The organism is Kribbella kalugense, from assembly GCF_004365875.1.
GTDB classification, from domain to species: domain Bacteria; phylum Actinomycetota; class Actinomycetes; order Propionibacteriales; family Kribbellaceae; genus Kribbella; species Kribbella kalugense.
Genome location: NZ_SODF01000002.1, coordinates 2,321,646 through 2,341,131 on the forward strand (window position 1 = coordinate 2,321,646; position 19,486 = coordinate 2,341,131).

Here is a 19,486-nt window from a genome sequence, read left to right on the forward strand (position 1 = left end):
CGACGTGACGCAACCGTTTGTCGAGACCAGTGGAATTGCCCGCCACCAAGGGTTCGCGGACCTGGCCGCCGACGGGCCGATGCGGCGCCTGATGCTGTTCACCGGCGTACCGGTCTGCCTCGTGACGGGGTACGCCGAGACGCGCGAGCTGCTCGCTCATCCGGACGTCGTCCGCTCGCCGATGGACGGTCCGCACCGGGACACGGTCCTGGACGACCTGATCTACCGGACCGAGCAGCACATGCTGGGCGCGAACCCGCCGGACCACACCCGCCTGCGGAAGCTGGTCACGGCCGCGTTCACCCGCCGCCGGATCGAGGCGCTCGAGCCGCGGATCCGCGAGATCGCCTCCGGTCTGCTGGACGAGATGGCGGCCGCGGGCGACCGCGTCGATCTGGTGGACTCGTACAGCTACCCGCTGCCGATCACTGTGATCTGCGAGCTGATCGGCATCCCGCCCGTCCGCCGGGAGGACTTCCGGCACTGGTCCTCGGTGTTCGTGAACGCGAGCATGCACACCGCCGAGGAGTACGTCGAGGCGACCACGCTGATGCTCGGCTTCGTCCACGAGCTGATCGTGCAGAAGCAGGAAGCGCCGACCGACGACCTGCTGTCCGGCCTGATCGCGGCCCGCGACGGCGGCGATCGGCTGAGCGAGGACGAGCTGACCTCGATGATCTTCCTGCTGCTCGCGGCCGGCCACGAGACCACGGTCAGCTTGATCACGAACGGCGTACACGCGCTGCTGCGGCACCCCGACCAACTCGAGCTCCTGAAGGCCGAGCCGGACCGGTTGCCCGCGGCCGTCGAGGAGCTGCTCAGGTACGACGGTCCGCTGCAGGCCGCCATCCCGTACGTGGCTCAGGCGCCGATCGAGGTCGCCGGGAATCGGATCGAGGCCGGCGAGGTGCTCGTGTTCGCGCTGCTGCCGGCGAACCGTGACCCGCGGAAGGTCGAGCGGCCGGACGACCTGGACATCACCCGGGCGGACACCGGACATCTCGCCTTCGGGCACGGGATCCACCACTGTCTCGGCGCGCCGCTGGCCCGGCTCGAGGGCCGGATCGCGCTCGGCATGCTGTTCGAACGCTTCCCGGACCTCCGCCTCGCCGATCCGGACCAGGACCCGGTCCGCACGCCCGGCCTGTTGATGAACGCGATTCGCGAACTGTCCGTACAGCTCTGACCACAGCCCGCTGAAACGGCTGAACGGCAGATGAATGGGGGTGAATCACAGCGGTGGGATTGCGGCGATGTTGGCGCGGGATGGCATGCTGTGCCGGGTGACGGAGTTGATGGAGGTCGCGCGGCACCTGCTCAACTTTGCGATGGTCTCGCACTGGCTGCTGCTGATCCTCTTCATCGCCGCCGCGGTCGACGCGGTGTTCCCGGTGGTGCCGAGTGAAGGCATGGTCATCACGGCCGGGATGGCCGCGGCCGCCGGCCACCAGAACCTGCTGCTCGTCATCACGGTCGCGATGCTCGGCTCGGTCATCGGCGAGTCCAGCTGCTACTTCATGGGTCGCGGCTCCGGTCCGGCGCTGCGTCGCTGGATGAAGCGCCAGGAGCGCCGCCAGCAGCTCTACGACAAGGTCTCGGCCGCGCTGCATTCGCGCGGCGGGCTGATCCTGATGACGGTCCGCTACATCCCCGGCGCGCGGATGGTCGCCACGCTGACGGCGGGCGCGACGCGGTACTCGTTCAAGAAGTTCATCGTGTTCACGTTTGCCGGGGTGACGATCGCGTACACGTACGTCGCTCTGCTCGGCTACATCGGTGGCGACGCGTTCGCGCACGACCAGTTGAAGGCGTTGGCGTTCAGCCTGAGTCTGGCGGCGACGATCGGGCTGATCGTCGAGACGACTCGGCGGATCGCGGTCAAGCGTCGCGCTGCGAAGATCACGAGCGCCTAACGATCAACCCCTGGGTTTCCGCCCAGGTGCGTGTCCCGAGCCAACCTTCACCGGCCGACGTGCGTCAGTAGGGGCGTGGTGAGGCCTGGGGCAAACCTCGTGGGCGCCGCGCTTGTGGTCGCGGCGGTCCTGGCCGGATGCGCGGACGTACCGCTCGAAGGAGCACCGTCTCCGAGCACCTCGCCCTCCCACAAGCCGAAGCCGAGCGCGACGCCAAAGCCGAGCCCGACGCCGAGCAGCACACCGTCTGCGACCCCGACAGTCACTCCGACGTCGAAGCTTCCGGCTGCGGCTCCGGTACTGCGGGCCTTCCCGGGCCGGCTTCCGAACGGGAAACCGCCGCTCTTCGTCGTCGTCTCCTTCGACGGCGCCGGCGACCTCGCGCTCTGGGCCCGCTGGCGTGCCGTCGCGAAGCAGGTCAACGCGCGAATGACGTTCTTCCTCTCCGGTCCGTACCTGTACCCCGGCGACCACCGGTCCGACTACAAACCGCCGTACCGCAAGCCCGGCGCCTCCGAGATCGGTTGGGGTGACCCGGCCAACGTGCTCGGTCGGACGAAGGTACTGCGGGAGGCGATCGCCGAGGGCCACGAGATCGGCACGCACGCGAACGGGCACTTCTGCGGCGCCAACGGCATCGGCCGATGGACCACCGCGCAGTGGACCGCCGAGCTGACCGCGTTCGACCGGATGGTGCGGACCGGGCCATCGCTGGCCGCCGGCAAGGCGGTGCAGCCGCCGTTCGACCCCGCGACCGTCAAGGGCATGCGCACGCCGTGTCTGGAGGGCAACCGACCCGCGTACCGCCAGGCCATGGTCCAGCGCGGCATGCTGTACGACGCCTCCGCGCCGGGCTACATCACCTGGCCGAAGAAGCAGGACGGGCTGTGGAACTTCCCGCTGGAGTCGGTGACCCTCGCCGGCACCAGCAAGAAGACGCTGACGATGGACTACAACCTGTGGTTCTCCCAGACCCAGGCCCACACCGCGCCGGTCGCCCAGGCTCCCGCGCTGAAAGCACAGGTGCTCGCGACCTATCAGCAGGCGCTGGCGAAGTCGCGGGCGAGCGGCAACCCACCGCTGTTCCTCGGCAACCATTTCAACCGCTGGAACAACAGCGTGTACTCCGACGCCCTGACCGACTTCGTCAAACAGACCTGTACGCAGCCCGACGTACGGTGCGTGTCCAACATGGAGCTGGCGAGCTGGCTCGCGAAGTACGGCGTACCGAGCGGTCAGAACCGGCCGTCATAGCTTCAGGTAGCCGTACCCGCTCTGCCAGGTGCCGCCGTTCTTGATCCGGCTGACCACGAGCCGCTGCAGGCGGGTGTCCTGCGGGAGCTCGTCGAGGTGGTCGGTGCCGTGGGTGCGGAAGGTGAAGAAGATCGCGCCGTCCTGGCTGTCGGTCGGCGTCCCGTACGGCGTGAAGCGGCGGCCGAAGCGGACCATGTTCGAGTCCTGCGGGAGGTTGTCCAGCAGGTACGGGTCGATCAGCCAGGACCAGAGGTTCGCCGTCTTCACCGGGAACTCCGGGAAGTAGCGCGGGAAGAACTCGCGGGCCTGCTGGAGGCTGTCGTCGACCAGCTCGGGGGTGAGCGGTCCGGTCTCCGGGATGTGTACGCCGATGATCCACTCACCGGGCTCGGTGCCGGGGACCGGGTTGTCCGTCGAGACCTGGTGCAGCAGGTACTGCAGCCGGCCGAGCGCGTAGAGCTGACCGGTCCAGGCGATCGTCAGCCACCAGTGCGTCTCGAGGCTGTACTCGCCGTGGGTACGACGACTCACCTTGAGCTGCTGGCCCAGATCCGCGAGCGAGGCCCAGCTGATCTCGTCCGGGATGCCCCGCTCGGCGTGGTACCGGCGGACGTCCGGCACCGTGTCGAGGAACGCCTGCACCGAGTTCCGCGGGTCCTCCGGCATCCGCAGCTCCGGCTCGCTACCGAGCTTCCCGATCGCGGCCCTGATCTGGTCGGCCAGATCCTTCACCACCGCCTGATCCGCGGTGAACGCCTCGGCCGCCTCGCGGTCGGCATCGGCGAAACCCAGCAGGCGGTACTCCTCGGCAGTCGTCACTGGTCAACGGTAACCGATGTAAACGAGACAGAGACTTACGATCTGAGGTGTGGGCTACCAACGCTTCCCAGCGCCTGACGAGTTGCGGGACTTGATCGAGCATGTGTGGCTGGTCGAGTCCGCTCCGGTGCGGGAGCTGCGGCAGGAGATCCTGATCCCGAACGGGCGGCCGGGCCTCGCGATCGCGCTCGCCGACCCCGGGACCCGGCACGATCCGGTCACCGGGACCGAGTGGCCGAACGCGGCGTCGGTGTTCGGTGTGATGACTCGGCCACACGTGCTCGGCCAGGTCGGTACGTCGAGTTACGCGGGCGTCGAGTTCACGCCTTGGGGACTCGCGGCGTTCGGGTTGCCCGCGCTGGTCGACGAGGTGCGCGAGCTGCCGGACTGGGTCGGCGCGGAGGCCGTCGCCGGGTTGGTCGCGGAGTTGCGGGCAATGCCGTTCGGGGCTACTCGCGCTGAGCGATTGGTCGGGTTTCTCGCCGCGCGGTCGGCTGGTACCGAGGCACAGCAGGTCGTGGTCGAGGCCGTGCGGGCGATCGACGAGGTGCGGGGCCGGGCGACCGTCGCGGAGATCGTGCAGCGGTGCGGTACGTCGTACAGCACGCTGTATCGGGTGTTCCGGCAGAGGGTGGGGATCGGGCCGAAGCAGTACGCCGAGTTGATTCGCTACTACCACTTCGTCGGCGGGCTGCTCGGTGGTCCCGCGGACGCGGCCGCCACGTTGTCCGCGTTGCACGGGTACTACGACCAGGCGCACGCAGCCCGCGATTTCAAGCGGTACACCGGAGTCAGCGCGACCTCGTTTCTCGCCGTACAGAACGGGATTGCCGCCCTGATGCATGGAAGATCCGTCCAAGACGGAGCCGCGGTCCACGGGTGAGGATCGGTTCCATGGGACGCATCATTCATGTCGAAATTGTTGCCGAGGACCACAATCGAGCCGCGGAGTTCTACCGCAAGGCGTTCGGATGGGAAGTGACGCCGGCGCCGGTGCCGGACGGGTACCTGCTCGCCGAGACCGGGGCGGGGGAGGGTATCGACGGCGCGATCATGAGCAACCGGTACCAATCGCAGCCGACGATCGCCTGGATCGAGGTCGACGAGCTGGAGACGACGCTGGCCGCCGCCGCGGGTGCGGGCGGCGACCAGGTCGGTGAGATCCAGGAGCTGCCGGGGATCGGCCGCCTCTGCTACCTCCGCGACACCGAAGGCGTGCTGATCGGCCTCCGTCAGCGCTCTTCGGCCAGCCCCAAGTAGAGGATCTTCGGATTGCTCGGGTTGAAGGCCAACGACGGGATGCCGTCGTTGCGGTTGTGGTGTTTGGTGAGATCGCCGGTGGACGGGCGGAAGCGGTAGAGGTCGGCGCCGAAGTTGGCGAATGAGGTGCCGTAGCTGAAGTAGAGCAGGTCCGGGTCGACCGGCGACGCCCACATCCGGTTGCCGTTGATCAGGTCGGCCCGGCTCTGGTCCAGTACCTCGCGGAACTTTTGCCCGCCGTCGGTGGACTCCCAGATGAACCGAGTCGACCGGTCCAGGTCGTACCCTTCCAGCCAGACCTTCGACGGGTCGGCCGGCGAGATCGCCAGACTGAACGCGTTCACCCGCTCGACCGCCCGCGACCGGAACCAGCTCCGGCCGCCGTCGTACGTGACGTAGACGCCGTCCGACATCACACCGACGACGACGTGGTCCGGGTTCCGCGGATCCACCACCGCGTCGTACGCGAAGAGATCATGAGCCGGGGGTACGCCGGTGCGCTGCCACGTCACGCCGTCGTTCGAGGAGTCGTACAGCTGCCCGTCGCCGGCGACGACCCGCAGCCGTCCGGGCCGCGAGTCCAAGGCCGCGAGGCCGCCGCCCTCGACCGGTCCAAGGACCGCGCTGACCTGCGAGCCATGGACGCGATAGATGGGCTGGTCGTTGACGCTGTAGATGTACGCCGAGTCGCCCGGGCCGGCCTGTACGTCGTACGTGCTGAGGTCGTCGGGCGACTTGTCGAGCAGTTGCCAGCTGCAACCCGCGTCGCTGGAGCGCTGGATCGACTGCTTGCCGATGGAGATCAGCGTGTTCGGCTCTTCGAGCGCGGCGACCTTCGCATAGGTGACGGCGCGCAGCTTGCCGGTCGTGGGGGCGAGGGTCTCGCCGTCGGACTGGGTGATCGTCACCGAGCCGTCGCCGTACACCGTGTCGCAGTGCGGAGCGTTCCAGAACCAGCCGGGATCCGCCGCGCCGGTTTGGCCGGGGACGAGTGCGAGGAGGACGGTCAGGGCACTACCAAGGGCGGTCATGCCTTATGTGTAAGGGTTTCCGGGCACGCCACACCAGCGCTTGTCCTGGCAGACAAGCGTCATGACGGGAACAGGTCAGCCAGCTGCAGTGTCGATGTGCCGGGCCAGGACGAGATCGTCGTCGGTGATTCCGCCGGCGTCGTGGCTGCTCACCCGGAAGGTGATGGTGGTCCAGCGGATGTCGATGTCCGGGTGGTGGTTCATCGACTCGGCCAGCTGGGCGACGGTCGCCACCAGCCGGATGCCGTCCAGGAACGTGTCCTTCTTGACGCTGCGGACCAGCTCCTTGTCGACGACCTTCCACTCCGGCAGGTGGTCACGAATCGCGAGATCGATCTGGTCGTCGGTCAGGAGCTCAGCCATGGGCTCACTCTAGACCTACGATCGCGGTCCGTGGTCAGGAGCTTTGTCGAGCGCGTGGTGCGGCGAGGAAGCCGAGCAGCGCGAGTACGGCGCCGGCGGTGATGATCGAGCCGAAGACCCAGGGCTGCGGGGCGTCGGCGTTGAAGGCCAGGAGCGTTCCGCTGATGGCCAGTGCGGTTGCGATGCTCATCGTGGAGGCCATCTGGCCGGCGCTGCTGTTGCGGCCGGAGTTGTTGTGGTCGGAGTGGTCCAGCGTGAGCACCGAGAGACTGGACGAGCTCAGCCCCATGCCGATGCCCGCGAAACCCCAGCCGATGAAGCCGAACCAGGTCGTCGCGTCCGTCCAGGCGAGCAGCGACGTCACCAGCAGCCCGGCGGTCATGAACGCCAACCCAGTCCGCAGTACCGTGACGCGCGCGACCCCGTGCTCCCGACCCTGCAGCCACGAACCGAACGCCCAGCAGACGCCGGTGATCGACAACGTCACGCCGGCCTTTGACGGGCTGAAGTTGTGCTGCAGAGTCAGTAGCAGCGGGAGGTACGCACCGACTCCGGCGAAGGCTGCGCCGCCGAGTCCGCGTACGGCGACTACCGCGGGGAAACCGCGTCGGGCGACGAACGTGCCTTTGGGCATCACCCTGATCGCAGAGCTGGCCAGAACCGCCAGCGCTACGACGACAGCTGCTCCTGCGATCAGCGGATGGGCCTGGAGGTGGTCACCGGCCAGCGTCATCGAGAACAGTGCGACGGATGCGGCGAGAGCCCAGGGGAGCGCGGCTCGCCAGGCTGCGAGCTCGGCGGCGTCTTCGGCGCTGCGTTCGGGGGCGGGCGTGGTTGACGACTGTCGCATCGCGGGGCCGAGGAGCAGCCAGCTCGGGACGAGTAGGACGACCGCGCCGAGGAAGACCCAGCGCCAGCCGAACTGCTCGGTGACCACGCCGGTCAGCACCGGTCCGAGTACGGACGGAAGGATCCACATCGCGGCGAACAACGAGAACATCCGCGGCCGCAGTACGGCGGGAAGCGCGCGGGCCACGAGCACCATCAGCGACACGTCGAGCAGACCTTCCGCCAGTCCGCTGAGGAGGCGGCCGGTGATGACCATCGGCATCGCGGTCGCCGTCCCGACCAGCAACTGGGCGAGCGCGAACGAGATCGCACCGGCGCGCAGAGTCGGGATCGGGCCGCGGCGGTCGGACCAGAGGCCGGCGATCGCGAGCGAGATCAGGTAGCTCGCGTTCGGGGCCGCGTTCGCGAGGCCGAAGCTGCCGAGTGCGTCGAACTCACGGACCATCGTCGGCAACGCCGTACCGACCGCACGATTCTCGAACGCGCCCAGCGTGACCAGGCCGATCACACCCAGCACGAGCGGGAGATGCTGTCCGGTGAACAGGCGGGGGCGCGCAGTGGTCGTAGGCATGCGGACAATTGTGGAAGTTGAAGTTAACTTGAAGTCAAGACGACTTGTGGTCGGGGAGGCGGAAGACCAGGACCAGCACGCGGAGGACGAGTACCGCGGAGATGACCAGGAAGTTGTAGCCGAAGAGCTGGTACAGGCTGATCGACTCACTGACCTTCGGGCCGCCCGGCGTACCGAGCAGCAGAACCGCCATCAGGCCCGCGGTCGCACCGAGGATCGCCAGCAGGGCCTGGTGCAGCAGGCCGGTGAGGTGCCGGCGATCGCGTTCGTCGGCGAACAGCCGGACGTTGAGGCCGAGCCGTCCGCTCTCCGCCGCGGCCGCGATCCGGTCGATCCGGCGCGGCAGCCGCCGCAACATCGGCAACAACGTCGCCAGTTCCTCGGTCGCCGTACGACGTAACGCATCAGGCGCGAGCCGGTCCGTGACGTGCGCCGACGCGAACTGCCGCGACGCGGCAACCAGATCGAAGCCGGGAGAGATCCGCGAGATCGTGCCCTCGATCGTCGCCAGCGCACGGAACACCGCGGCCACCTCCGGAGGTACGCCGAGGTCGTGCGAGGTGATGATCTTGAACAGGTCGTTGAACATCGCCGGCCCGAGTTTGACCCCGGCGGCGAGATGCTTGGTCATGAATTGGCCGACGGCGCGTTCCAGTGCGCGTTCGTCGATCACGTCGGGGCGGTAGACGATCTCGAGCAGGGCGTCGGTGGCGGCGACCGGGTCGCCGTGGTCGATGGCGAGCAGGAAGCGTTGCAGGGCTTCCCTTGTGGCGGGGTCGAGGCGGCCGACCGAGCCGAGGTCGAGCATGCCGATCCGGCCGTCGGCGAGCAGCAGGAAGTTGCCGGGGTGCGGGTCGGCGTGGAAGACGCCGTCGATCGCGACCTGGCCGAGCAGGCAGTCGAACAGCGCGCGGCCGAGGCGAACCGGGTCGAGGCCGCGGTCGGCGATCGCCTGGGCGGCGCTGCCTAGCCCGATGCCGTCGAGGCGCTGCATGGTCAGGACGCGGCGGGTGCACTGGTCCGGGTACAGCTCGGGTACGACGAGGTCGTTGCTGGTAGCAATGGATTGGCCGGCCGCGACCGTGGTCATGTTGCCGGCCTCGACGGTGAAGTCGAGCTCCTCGCGCATCGCGTCCGCGAAACCGTCGGCCAGGGCGAGCACGCCCATCGAGCGACCCCAGTCGGTGTTCCGCTCGAGCAGCCGAGCAAGCCGACGAACGATATCGAGATCCCGGTCGACCAGGGCCGCAATCCCGGGCCGCTGAACCTTAACCACCACATCAGTCCCGGCGGGTAGGCGGGCGGCGTAGACCTGGGCGACTGAGGCGGCGGCGAGCGGTTCGGTGTCGAAGGCGGCGTACAGCTGGTGGGGTGGGGCTCCGAGCTCCTCGGTGAGGACCTGCTCGATCAGCGGCCAAGGTGCGGGGGAGACCTGGTCCTGCAGGCGGCTGAGCTCGTTGGCGACCGTGGCAGGGATGATGTCGCTGCGAGTGGACAAGACCTGCCCGAGCTTGACGAACGTGACACCGGCCTCGTCGAGCGCGAGGCGGAGCGAGCGGGCCAGCTCGGCCTGGCTGGTGGCGTTCTCGCGGCCGGGGCGTCGGCGGCCGCGCAGGTATGGGCCGAGGCCGTGCTTGATCGCGATCCGGAGGATCTGCAGATAGCGCCGGGTACGGGCGATCCGACCGCTTAGGTCACGGCGAAGATCACGGGCCCGCGGCAACGACCCGGTCGGCACCATCGCCTCGGCCAGCACCAGAAACACCAGACCGGCCAGCATCGAACACACCGCCGTCAACGCCAGGAACGCGACCGCGGCGGCATTCGACCCCTCGAACGGCAGCTTGCCCACCAGCGCATTGGCGATCGGACTGAACACCGTCAACGTCAGCGCCGCACCGAGCGCCAGCCGCACCAACCCGAACCGAACCCCGAGCAGCCGCTGCGACACCGGCACGAAGATCACCATGAACACGAACAAACTGAACAACCCCGCCACCACAATGCCCATGCCGGAACCCTAGGCGCTGCACCATCCCAACCACCTCACCCACGCGAGTGACCAGCCCCGGGCCGGGCAAAGGGTGAGCCCCTGGCTCCGGGTGGGGCCAGGGGCTCGGGTACTGCGGTGTCTCGGGTGCTGCGTCCGCCGGGATCGGCGGGGTAGCGGTCAGGCTGGGCGGCGGCGGATCTTGTTGCCTAGCCAGACCAGGGGGTCGTACTTGCGGTCAGCGACGCGTTCCTTCATCGGGATGAGGGCGTTGTCGGTGATCTTGATGTGTTCGGGGCAGACCTCGGTGCAGCACTTGGTGATGTTGCAGAAGCCCAGACCGTGCTGCTCCTGCGCCGCGTGCTGCCGGTCGGCGGCGTCGAGCGGGTGCATGTCCAGCTCGGCGATCCGCATCAGGAACCGGGGACCGGAGAAGGATTCCTTGTTCTCCTCGTGGTCCCGGATCACGTGGCAGGTGTCCTGGCACAGGAAGCACTCGATGCACTTGCGGAACTCCTGCGAGCGCTCCACGTCGACCTGCTGCATCCGGTACTCGCCCGGCTTGACGTCCGCCGGCGGCTTGAAGGCTGGGATCTCGCGCGCCTTCTGGTAGTTGAACGACACGTCCGTGACCAGGTCCTTGATCACCGGGAACGTCCGCATCGGCGTGACCGTGACGACCTCGTCCTCTTCGAACGTGTTCATCCGGCACATGCACATCAGCTTCGGCATGCCGTTGATCTCGGCACTGCAGGAGCCGCACTTGCCGGCCTTGCAGTTCCACCGGACCGCCATGTCCGGGGTCTGGGTCGCCTGCAGCCGGTGGATGACGTCGAGGACGACCTCGCCCTCGTTCACCTCGACCTCGTAGTCCTTGAGCTCACCGCCCTCGGAGTCTCCCCGCCAAACGCGGAACTTCCCCTTGTAACTCATTTGGCGGGCAACTCCTCTTCGGTCAGGTACTTCGAGAGCTCGTCGAGCTCGAACAGTTCGAGTAGGTCCGGGCGCATCGGGATCTGCTGCTCCTCGGTCACGTCCACGCTGCCGTCGGACTCGAGCTTGCAGACCAGCAGCTTCTTGCGCCACTCGGCGTTCATACCCGGGAAGTCGTCGCGAGTGTGACCACCGCGCGACTCCTGCCGCAGCAGCGCGGCCTTCGCCACGCACTCGGACACGGTCAGCATGTTGCGCAGGTCGAGGGCGAGGTGCCAGCCGGGGTTGAACTGCCGGTGACCCTCCACCGTCATCTTCGCGATCCGGCCGCGGAACTCGGCCAGCCGGCCGAGCGCCTGCTCCATCTCCTCTTCCTTGCGGATGATGCCGACCAGGTCGTTCATCGACTGCTGCAGCTCCTGGTGGATCGAGTACGGGTTCTCGCCACCCTCGAGCTCGAACGGCGCCAGCGCTTCGGTCGCCGCCGTGTCGACATCGGCCTCGTCGATCTTCGGCCGCTCCTGCAGGGAGTCGACGTACGTCGAGGCGCCCATGCCGGCCCGCCGTCCGAAGACCAGCAGGTCGGACAGCGAGTTGCCACCGAGCCGGTTCGAGCCGTGCATACCGCCGGCGACCTCACCAGCCGCGAAGAGACCCGGTACGACGGACGAAGCGGTGTCCGGGTCGACCTCGACCCCACCCATCACGTAGTGACAGGTCGGACCGACCTCCATCGGCTCCTTGGTGATGTCGACGTCCGCCAGCTCCTTGAACTGGTGGTGCATCGACGGCAGCCGCCGGGTGATCTCCTCGGCCGGGAGCCGGGTCGACACATCCAGGAACACACCGCCGTGCGGCGTACCGCGGCCGGCTTTGACCTCGGAGTTGATCGCGCGGGCGACCTCGTCGCGGGGCAGCAGCTCCGGTGGACGCCGGTTGTTGTCGGCGTCCTTGTACCAGCGGTCGGCCTCTTCCTCGGTGTCGGCGTACTGCGCCCGGAACACGTCCGGCACGTACTCGAACATGAACCGCTTGCCCTCGGAGTTCTTCAGTACGCCGCCGTCGCCGCGGACCGACTCCGTGACCAGGATCCCCTTCACCGACGGCGGCCAGACCATGCCGGTCGGGTGGAACTGGATGAACTCCATGTTGATCAGCGTCGCGCCGGCCCGCATCGCGAGGGCGTGCCCGTCGCCGGTGTACTCCCAGGAGTTCGAGGTCACCTTGAAGGACTTGCCGACACCGCCGGTGGCCAGGATGACCGCGGGTGCGTCGAACAGGATGAACCGGCCCGACTCACGCCAGTACCCGAAGGCGCCGGAGACGGCCTCGCCGTCCTTCATGAGCTCGGTGATGGTGCACTCGGCGTACACCTTGAGGTTGGCCTCATAGTCGCCGGTGGCCTCGAAGTCCTCCTGCTGCAGCGAGACGATCTTCTGCTGCAGGGTGCGGATCAGCTCCAGGCCGGTGCGGTCGCCGACGTGCGCGAGCCGAGGGTAGGTGTGACCGCCGAAGTTGCGCTGGCTGATCCGGCCGTCCGGCGTGCGGTCGAACAGCGCGCCGTACGTCTCCAGCTCCCAGACCCGGTCGGGGGCTTCCTGCGCGTGCAGCTCGGCCATCCGCCAGTTGTTCAGGAACTTGCCGCCTCGCATGGTGTCACCGAAGTGCACCTGCCAGTTGTCCTTCGAGTTGACGTTGCCCATCGCGGCCGCGGCACCGCCCTCGGCCATCACCGTGTGCGCCTTGCCGAACAGCGACTTGCAGATGATCGCGGTCCGCTTGCCTTGCTCACGGGCTTCGATCGCCGCACGCAGGCCGGCGCCGCCGGCCCCGATCACGACGACGTCGTACGAGTGTCGTTCCAGCTCAGTCATATTTCGAGATTCCCGGTCAGTTGATGATGCGCAGGTCGGAGAACCAGCCGGCCGACAGCGCCATGATGTAGAAGTCGGTCAGGATCACGGTGAACAGCGACGTCATCGCGAAGGTTCCGTGCTTCGGGTTCAGCTTGGACACGAAGGTCCAGTACCGATAGCGCATCGGGTGCTTGGAGAAGTTCTTCAGCCGGCCGCCGACGATGTGCCGGCAGGCGTGGCAGGACAGCGTGTACAGCCACAGTGCGATCAGGTTCACCCAGATGATCACCGTGCCGAGACCGATGCCGAAGCCGCCGCCCTTGCCGTGGAAGGCCTGGATGCCGTCGTAGACGTTCAGCAGACCGAAGACCAGCGCGCCGTAGAAGAAGTAGCGGTGCAGGTTCAGCGCGATCAGCGGGAACTTCCGCTCACCGGTGTAGCTCTTGTGCGGCTCGGGCACCGCGCACGCGGCCGGCGCGAAGAACAGCGACCGGTAGCCCGCCTTGCGGTAGTAGTAGCAGGTGCCGCGGAAGCCGGCCAGGATCACGAACGTGATCAGGCTGAACGGCAGGAAGCGGGGGAAGTTGCCGAACCAGGTGCCGAGATGGCTGGAGCCCTCGACACAGCTGCTGGTCACACAGGGCGAGTACAGCGGCGTCAGGTAGTGAAAGTCACCGACCCAGTACCACTTGTTCATGAAGATCCGGATCGTCGCGTAGACGACGAAGAACAGCAGGATCACGCCGATCCGCAACGGCGCGAGCCACCAACGATCCGATCTTGCGGTCTTGAGGCCGACTTGAGCGCGGCCCGGTGCACTTACTCCGGTGGCCATCAGGGAGCGTGCCTGTCAGGCGCGCCGAAGCCTTCATGCTCCGCGTCGGTCCACATGGACGCGTCATACTCCACGTCGGGAATCTCCTCGAGTTCCTCCGGAACGGGTCCGGGCCTGTGCCTGGGGTCGGGCGGGCCGAGTTCTGCGAGATCGTCGCTGAGTCGAGCCACATCGGACACCAGGCGGCGAATGCCGAGGGTGTCACCGTACTCCTGGCTCAGTTTGCCGACGGCACCATGTAGCCCTTCGAGCGCGCGGACGACTGCGGCAACTCCGCTGTTGCCTTCACCCATCTCGACTCCAGTAATGGTTATGTAGCTGTCAGTATGGGCACACTTTGCCCCTGCCGAGCGCCCAACGGAAGACCCCTCGGTACGGCGTGTTCCCGGTTAGGGTCACCTCAGTTGCGACCGTGCCGACGGGTGGAGTAATGGGACGAATCCGGCTTGCAGGACAGCAAGATTCGCCGGCGGCGTGAGCACCTCGGCCTCGTGCAATCCGGGTGGCCGGCGCGGTTCGCCGTACCCCGTCCAGGACCAGGGCAGGACCTGGTGGTCGAGGATCAGGGCCGGACTTCCGTCGTACCGGATCATGGCGCCGTCGGGGAGGTCGGCCAGCGGCTGGACCGTGGTGCGTTGCCGTCTGGTTCGAGGCTCGACGCGCTCGCTGTGGAGTTGTGCGTCCATCGTCGCGGCGCGGGGACGCTCGCTGAGGTTGCGGGCTTGCGCCCAGGCGCCGGCGTAGTTGAGGAAATCCCTGCGCCGGCAGTAATGACATGGTCGATGGCCGGCGGCGAGGGCGACCGCTTCGTCGAAGAAGAACAGGGCGGTCCAGCGTCCGGGCGGCATCGGATCGCGCCGGATCCCCTTCCAGTCAAGGACGCAGCAGATCCACGCCTTCGACCGCCAGCGGGTGGTGCCGAGGCGGCGGTCCGGGCCGTGCAGGCTGCCGCGGTTGCCCATCAGCAGACCGCGGCCGGGGTCGGCGACGATCTCCTGAGTGGGTAAAACCCTGTTCTGCAACGGCATACGGGCATCATGTCGGACTCGACGGACACTTTCTGGCAGAGTCGCGACAATGCAGACAGTTGTAGGAGTCGCCGTCGTACGGGATGGCCTCGTGTTGGCGGCGTACCGGCCGGACGCCGGCTGGGAGTTCCCGGGCGGGAAGGTCGAGCCGGGGGAGACCGACGAGCAGGCCGCGGTCCGGGAGATCCGCGAGGAGCTCGACCTGGAGATCAAGGTCGGCGAGTCGCTCGGGCCGGGTGTGGACATCTCGGCGGACTACCGGCTGCACGTCTACCTGGCCAACGCCGTCGCCGGCGATCCGGTACTGCGGGAGCACTCGGAGCTCAGGTGGTTCGCGGCCGCGGAGCTGGTCGAGGCGGACTGGCTGGAGCCCGACAGGCCCTTCGTCCGGGCGCTGCGCACGCGACTCTGAGTGGCGGAACTCACACTGCTACCCGCCATCGGAAGCTCACGCTCAGGAACTGTATGGGTTGTTTGTATGGGTTGTACCTGGTGAGTGGTCTAACCCGCCGACGAGAATCCTGCCCTGAGACTTCTGGGGAGGAGTGAGGTATGTCGGTGTTTCCGGCAGTCCCGGTGGTGCGAAGAGAAGCCATTCACGAGGCATCCAGCGCGCCTGAGGTCGTCTGCGAGGTGTACGAGCTCGGCTCGCACCGGCGTACTCCGGCCGCGGTCAGGGAGCTGACCAGCCGCCAGGTGACGATCGGCCGGATGATGTCCACCGGCGCGAAGGACGCCGCGATCGCGCGCGACCTGGGGCTGTCGCTGCGGACCGTGCGGTCCGAGATCAGCGCGCTGATCGCCGGCCTCGGCGCGAAGTCCCGGTTCCAGGCGGGCTGCCTGCTCGTTCGCCGCTTCGGCTGAGAAAAACTGTCCTCGCGCCGACGTAGGCTTTCGGCATGGCTGAGCTTGCTGCGCGCCGGTTGATGCTGGTGCATGCCCACCCGGACGACGAAACCATCAACAACGGTGTGACGATGGCGCGATATGTGGCCGAGGGAGCGCACGTCACGCTGATCACCTGCACCCTCGGTGAGGAGGGCGAGGTTCTGGTCCCCGATCTGGCCCATCTGGCCGCCGATCAGGAGGACGGCCTCGGTCAGCACCGGATCGGTGAGCTCGCGGACGCGATGGCCGAGCTCGGCGTCACCGACCACCGCTTCCTCGGCGGCCCGGGCAAGTACCGCGACACCGGGATGATCTACAACGACGAGGGCAACGCCGACGTACCGCCGGAGACCCGCAAGGACAGCTTCTGGCAGGCCGATCTGGTGGCCGCGGCCAACGACCTGGTCCCGGTCATCCGCGAGGTCCGCCCGCAGGTCCTGATCACCTACGACCAGTACGGCAACTACGGTCACCCCGACCACATCAAGGCTCACCGCGTCGCGACGTACGCCGCGGACCTGGCCGCCGCCCGGTCGTACCGGGAGGACCTCGGCCCGGCCTGGGACATCCCGAAGATCTACTGGACGGCGATGGCCGAGTCGCGGATGCGCTCGCAGTTGCGGCTGCTCCGCGAGGCCGGCGACACGACCACGTTCGAGGGCATGGACCCGGACGGTCCGATGCCGCCGATGATCACGCCGGACCGGCTGATCGACTGCGTGATCGAGGGCGAGCAGTTCATCGACCGGAAGATGAACGCGATGAAGGCGCACGCCACCCAGATCACCGTCGACGGCCCGTTCTTCGCCCTGTCGAACAACGCCGGCAACCAGATCTGGAGCGCCGAGCCGTACCGCCTGGTCAAGGGCACCGCCGCCCCGGACGCCGACGGCGTGGAGCACGACCTGTTCGCCGGCCTGTAGACGATTTCCCCGGGCGAGCTGTGAGGTGACCGTTCCCACACGCTCGGTTGAGGCATCAACCTTCCAGCGGGCATAACCTGCTGGGGTGTCCTCAACCGAGCCGAGTGGGAGCGTTCCCCCTGCGGAGTTCCGGGCTGCGCTCGGGCGGTTCGCGTCGGGGATCACGATCATGAGCACGCTGCAGGACGGCGTCGCGCACGCGATGACCGCGAACGCGTTCACCTCGGTCTCGCTCGACCCGCCGCTGGTGCTGGTCTGCGTGGACAAGGGCGTCCGGATGCACGCCGCCGTACTCGATTGTGGGTACTGGGCCGCGTCCGTGCTGTCCGGGGCACAGCGATCGATCGCGGAGCGGTTCGCGCGGTCCGGCCGGGATCTGTACAGCCAGTTCGACGGCATCGGTACGACGGCCGGCCCGAAGACCGGCTGCCCGGTGGTCGACGGCTCGCTGTCGTGGCTCGAGTGCCGGACCTGGGCGACGTACGACGGGGGCGATCACACGATCGTGGTCGGCGAGGTGCTGAGCCTCGGCGACGGCGAACCGGCCGACCCGAGCGCGCTGATATACCACTCCAGCCACTACCGGGAACTGCCCGGAAACTGACCGTTACCACTGCGTCAGGGCGGGGCAGATAGGGGCTGCCCCGACGGTCAAGAGGGGCTGCCCCGTCCCGTAGGATGTCCGCTTGCGCCTTGACCATGGCTCGAGCAGGAGGACTCTGTCCGGTGGGGAGAAAGCAGCTCGCGGGGATCATCGCCGCCGCGGGACTCGGTGTGCTCGTCGTGGGGTACGGGGCGGCGTTCGCGTTCGCCGGCGACAAGATTCCCGGTGACACGACCGTCCTCGGTATTCCGATCGGCGGTCTCTCCAAGGGCGACGCCAAGGCCAAGCTCGAGGCCGGCCTCCAGGACCGGATCAGCGCCCCGATCGCGCTGAAGGCGGGCGAGACGAAGTTCACCGTCGCGCCGGCCGACGCAGGCCTGTCGGTGGACGTCGACGCGACGGTCGAGGCCGCGGGCGCGGGCCGCAGCCTGGCCCCGGGCCGGATCTGGCACGCCCTCACCGGCGGTGACGCGGTCGAGCCGGTCGTGGCCAAGGACGACGCGAGGCTGAAGACCGCCATCGACAAGCTCGCCGCGCAGGTGAACCGGCCGGCCACCGAGGGCACGATCACGTTCAAGGGCACGCAGCCGGTCACGCACCAGCCGGCCCAGGGGTTGCAGCTGGACGCCGCGAAGGCGCCGGCGGCGGTCGTCGCGGCGTACCCCTCGGACGGGAACCCGAAGGACCTTCCGGTCGGGGTGACCGAGCCGAAGGCCGGGACCGACGCGATCAAGAAGGCGCTGACTGACTTCGCCGAGCCGGCGATGTCCGGCCCGGTCCGGCTGACTGTCGGCTCCAAGTCGGTCGACCTGCTGCCGGCCGAGATCGCGCCGGCGCTGACGCTGACCGCGCAGCAGGGCGACGTGATCCCGTCTTTGAACACGAAGGCGCTGGAGCCGTTGTTCCAGCGGCGGTTCAAGTCGCTGGAGACGCTGCCGAAGGACGCCACGGTGCAGATCGTCGGCGCCGCTCCGAAGGTGATCCCGGCAGTCGACGGCAACATCGTCGACCGGTCGAAGGTCGGAGCCGCGATCCTCGCGATCCTGCCGAAGCCGGCCGGCGAGCGACGGGCCGCCGTACCGCTGACGCACTCGAAGGCGGCGTTCACCACCGAGCAGGCGACGGCGCTCGGGATCACCCAGAAGATGGGCGAGTTCGCCACCCAGTTCCCGCACGCGCCGTACCGCAACATCAACATCGGGCACGCGGCCGCGAAGATCAACGGGACCCTGGTGAAGCCGGGCGACACGTTCAGCCTGAACAAGATCGTCGGTGAGCGGACCAAGGAGAACGGGTTCACCGAGGGCAACATCATCAGCGGCGGGAAGTTCGTCCTCGACCTCGGCGGTGGGGTGTCGCAGTCGGCGACGACGACGTTCAACGCGGCCTTCTTCGCCGGGTTGAAGATCCTCGAGCACAAGGCGCACAGCGTCTACATCTCGCGCTACCCGGTCGGCCGGGAGGCGACCGTCGCGTGGCCGGCGGTCGACCTGAAGTTCCTGAACGACTCCGGCCACGGGGTCCTGGTGCAGACGATCTTCAAGGCGTCCACACCGGGGAACTCGGGCAGCATCCGGGTGATCATCTGGGGCACGAAGGTCTGGGACATCACCGCCGGGCAGTCGGAGAAGTCGAACTTCCGCCAGCCCAACGTGGTCTACAACACCAAGTCAGACTGCCGCGTCCAGGCGCCCTCGCAGGGTTTCGACATCACCGTCTACCGGTACTTCGCGAAGAACGGCGCCCGGGTCAAGACCGAGCAGTTCACCACGAAGTACAACCCCGCCGACGACATCCGCTGCGGCCCGAAGCCCGGCACCACCACGCCGCCGCCACCGGGCACCACACCGCCGCCGGGCCGGGTCAAGCCGTCGATCCCCACCACCCGGCCGGCCAGCTGAGGTCCGTCAGCTCCGGTGCAGTTGGTGGAGCTCGGCGGCCACCTGGTTGAAGAGGATCTCGTCGATGACGGCGCCCTCGCGCCGGACCTGCTGCGGGTCGATGCGCAGGACGCGGTCCAGGCGGACCTCGCTGCGCCGATTCTCCTTGTCCCACGGGCCGCTGCCGATGTCCATCCAGACCCGGCCCCAGCGGGCCTCGTCGGCGGCGTCGCGGTCGTGGTCCTTGCTGGTCAGGATCAGCGCCAGCAGATACGTCTCGTCGGAGCCGACCACCAGCACCGGCCGGTCCTTGCCCCGGTGGAAGTCCTCCTCGAACGGCACCCAGGTCCAGACGATCTCGCCCGGATCCGCCACCCCGTCGTCCGGGTGCGGCGTGTACTCGACGTGCACCTTCCCCTCGAAATCCCCGGGGTACTCGGGCCGCTCAACCACCTCGTCCGCCATGGCTCCCGAGGGTAGCGCCCTCAC

At 68.0% G+C, this 19,486-nt stretch carries 21 protein-coding genes; 10 read left to right on the plus strand and 11 right to left on the minus strand.

What is annotated here, in order from left to right; translation table 11 throughout:
- Window positions 1-4 precede the first annotated feature (4 nt).
- The 3 genes from EV650_RS28975 (at window position 5) to EV650_RS28985 (ending at window position 3,167) form a co-directional block, all read left to right on the plus strand.
- Window positions 5-1,186 carry a cytochrome P450 family protein gene (locus tag EV650_RS28975; protein WP_134122130.1) on the plus strand — a complete coding sequence of 394 codons (1,182 nt, stop codon included), beginning with the start codon at window positions 5-7 and terminating at the stop codon, window positions 1,184-1,186.
- 97 nt (window positions 1,187-1,283) lie between these two features.
- Window positions 1,284-1,913 (plus strand): DedA family protein, encoded by a 630-nt coding sequence (locus EV650_RS28980; RefSeq protein ID WP_238174510.1) that lies wholly within the window; start codon window positions 1,284-1,286, stop codon window positions 1,911-1,913.
- A gap of 99 nt (window positions 1,914-2,012) precedes the next feature.
- Window positions 2,013-3,167: a polysaccharide deacetylase family protein gene (locus tag EV650_RS28985; RefSeq protein WP_134122131.1), complete on the plus strand. Its 1,155-nt coding sequence runs from the start codon at window positions 2,013-2,015 to the stop codon at window positions 3,165-3,167.
- On the opposite strand, the gene EV650_RS28990 is transcribed toward EV650_RS28985, so the two are convergent.
- Window positions 3,162-3,986: an acyltransferase domain-containing protein gene (locus EV650_RS28990; protein WP_134122132.1), complete on the minus strand. Its 825-nt coding sequence runs from the start codon at window positions 3,984-3,986 to the stop codon at window positions 3,162-3,164. The genes EV650_RS28985 and EV650_RS28990 overlap by 6 nt on opposite strands.
- Window positions 3,987-4,035: 49 nt before the next feature.
- Here EV650_RS28990 and EV650_RS28995 point away from each other — a divergent pair, with 49 nt between their 5' ends.
- Both EV650_RS28995 and EV650_RS29000 read left to right on the plus strand, forming a co-directional pair.
- Window positions 4,036-4,869 (plus strand): helix-turn-helix domain-containing protein, encoded by an 834-nt coding sequence (locus tag EV650_RS28995; protein ID WP_134122133.1) that lies wholly within the window; start codon window positions 4,036-4,038, stop codon window positions 4,867-4,869.
- An 11-nt stretch (window positions 4,870-4,880) separates the two neighbouring features.
- Window positions 4,881-5,246, plus strand: coding sequence for a VOC family protein (locus tag EV650_RS29000; protein ID WP_134122134.1), 366 nt, complete (start codon window positions 4,881-4,883; stop codon window positions 5,244-5,246).
- Here EV650_RS29000 and EV650_RS29005 read toward each other — a convergent pair.
- From EV650_RS29005 to EV650_RS29045, 9 genes are all read right to left on the minus strand, one after another.
- A complete protein-coding gene (locus EV650_RS29005) occupies window positions 5,219-6,277 on the minus strand; it encodes a WD40/YVTN/BNR-like repeat-containing protein (RefSeq protein WP_134122135.1) in 1,059 nt (352 codons plus the stop codon). The two genes, EV650_RS29000 and EV650_RS29005, sit on opposite strands and share 28 nt — an antisense overlap.
- A gap of 75 nt (window positions 6,278-6,352) precedes the next feature.
- On the minus strand, window positions 6,353-6,640 hold the full coding sequence (locus EV650_RS29010; RefSeq protein WP_134122136.1) for a 4a-hydroxytetrahydrobiopterin dehydratase: 288 nt from the start codon (window positions 6,638-6,640) through the stop codon (window positions 6,353-6,355).
- A gap of 34 nt (window positions 6,641-6,674) precedes the next feature.
- A complete protein-coding gene (locus EV650_RS29015; protein ID WP_134122137.1) occupies window positions 6,675-8,060 on the minus strand; it encodes an MFS transporter in 1,386 nt (461 codons plus the stop codon).
- 34 nt (window positions 8,061-8,094) lie between these two features.
- Window positions 8,095-10,071 carry an ABC1 kinase family protein gene (locus EV650_RS29020; RefSeq protein ID WP_134122138.1) on the minus strand — a complete coding sequence of 659 codons (1,977 nt, stop codon included), beginning with the start codon at window positions 10,069-10,071 and terminating at the stop codon, window positions 8,095-8,097.
- Window positions 10,072-10,230: 159 nt separating this feature from the next.
- On the minus strand, window positions 10,231-10,983 hold the full coding sequence (locus EV650_RS29025; protein WP_134122139.1) for a succinate dehydrogenase/fumarate reductase iron-sulfur subunit: 753 nt from the start codon (window positions 10,981-10,983) through the stop codon (window positions 10,231-10,233).
- The gene (locus EV650_RS29030) at window positions 10,980-12,857 is read right to left on the minus strand and encodes a fumarate reductase/succinate dehydrogenase flavoprotein subunit (protein WP_134122140.1); all 1,878 of its coding nucleotides are present in this window, start codon (window positions 12,855-12,857) and stop codon (window positions 10,980-10,982) included. Before EV650_RS29030 ends, EV650_RS29025 begins: the two co-directional genes overlap by 4 nt.
- A 16-nt stretch (window positions 12,858-12,873) precedes the next feature.
- A complete protein-coding gene (gene sdhC, locus EV650_RS29035) occupies window positions 12,874-13,674 on the minus strand; it encodes a succinate dehydrogenase subunit SdhC (RefSeq protein WP_134122141.1) in 801 nt (266 codons plus the stop codon).
- Window positions 13,674-13,967, minus strand: coding sequence for an Rv0250c family protein (locus EV650_RS29040; protein WP_134122142.1), 294 nt, complete (start codon window positions 13,965-13,967; stop codon window positions 13,674-13,676). The genes sdhC and EV650_RS29040 overlap by 1 nt, the downstream gene beginning before the upstream one ends.
- Window positions 13,968-14,069: 102 nt before the next feature.
- Window positions 14,070-14,702 carry a hypothetical protein gene (locus tag EV650_RS29045; protein WP_134122143.1) on the minus strand — a complete coding sequence of 211 codons (633 nt, stop codon included), beginning with the start codon at window positions 14,700-14,702 and terminating at the stop codon, window positions 14,070-14,072.
- A gap of 49 nt (window positions 14,703-14,751) precedes the next feature.
- Between EV650_RS29045 and EV650_RS29050 the strand changes: the two genes are divergently transcribed.
- The 5 genes from EV650_RS29050 (at window position 14,752) to EV650_RS29070 (ending at window position 19,018) form a co-directional block, all read left to right on the plus strand.
- On the plus strand, window positions 14,752-15,114 hold the full coding sequence (locus tag EV650_RS29050; protein WP_134122144.1) for a (deoxy)nucleoside triphosphate pyrophosphohydrolase: 363 nt from the start codon (window positions 14,752-14,754) through the stop codon (window positions 15,112-15,114).
- Window positions 15,115-15,254: 140 nt separating this feature from the next.
- Entirely contained in the window at window positions 15,255-15,566 is a 312-nt protein-coding gene (locus EV650_RS29055) for a response regulator transcription factor (RefSeq protein WP_134122145.1), read from the plus strand.
- A 35-nt stretch (window positions 15,567-15,601) separates the two neighbouring features.
- Window positions 15,602-16,513, plus strand: coding sequence for an N-acetyl-1-D-myo-inositol-2-amino-2-deoxy-alpha-D-glucopyranoside deacetylase (gene mshB / locus EV650_RS29060; RefSeq protein WP_134122146.1), 912 nt, complete (start codon window positions 15,602-15,604; stop codon window positions 16,511-16,513).
- Window positions 16,514-16,598: 85 nt separating this feature from the next.
- On the plus strand, window positions 16,599-17,117 hold the full coding sequence (locus tag EV650_RS29065; protein ID WP_134122147.1) for a flavin reductase family protein: 519 nt from the start codon (window positions 16,599-16,601) through the stop codon (window positions 17,115-17,117).
- A 122-nt stretch (window positions 17,118-17,239) separates the two neighbouring features.
- The gene (locus tag EV650_RS29070) at window positions 17,240-19,018 is read left to right on the plus strand and encodes a VanW family protein (protein ID WP_134122148.1); all 1,779 of its coding nucleotides are present in this window, start codon (window positions 17,240-17,242) and stop codon (window positions 19,016-19,018) included.
- A gap of 6 nt (window positions 19,019-19,024) precedes the next feature.
- Here the strand turns inward: EV650_RS29070 and EV650_RS29075 are convergent, their stop codons facing one another.
- Window positions 19,025-19,462, minus strand: coding sequence for a type II toxin-antitoxin system PemK/MazF family toxin (locus tag EV650_RS29075; RefSeq protein WP_134122149.1), 438 nt, complete (start codon window positions 19,460-19,462; stop codon window positions 19,025-19,027).
- Window positions 19,463-19,486 lie beyond the last annotated feature (24 nt).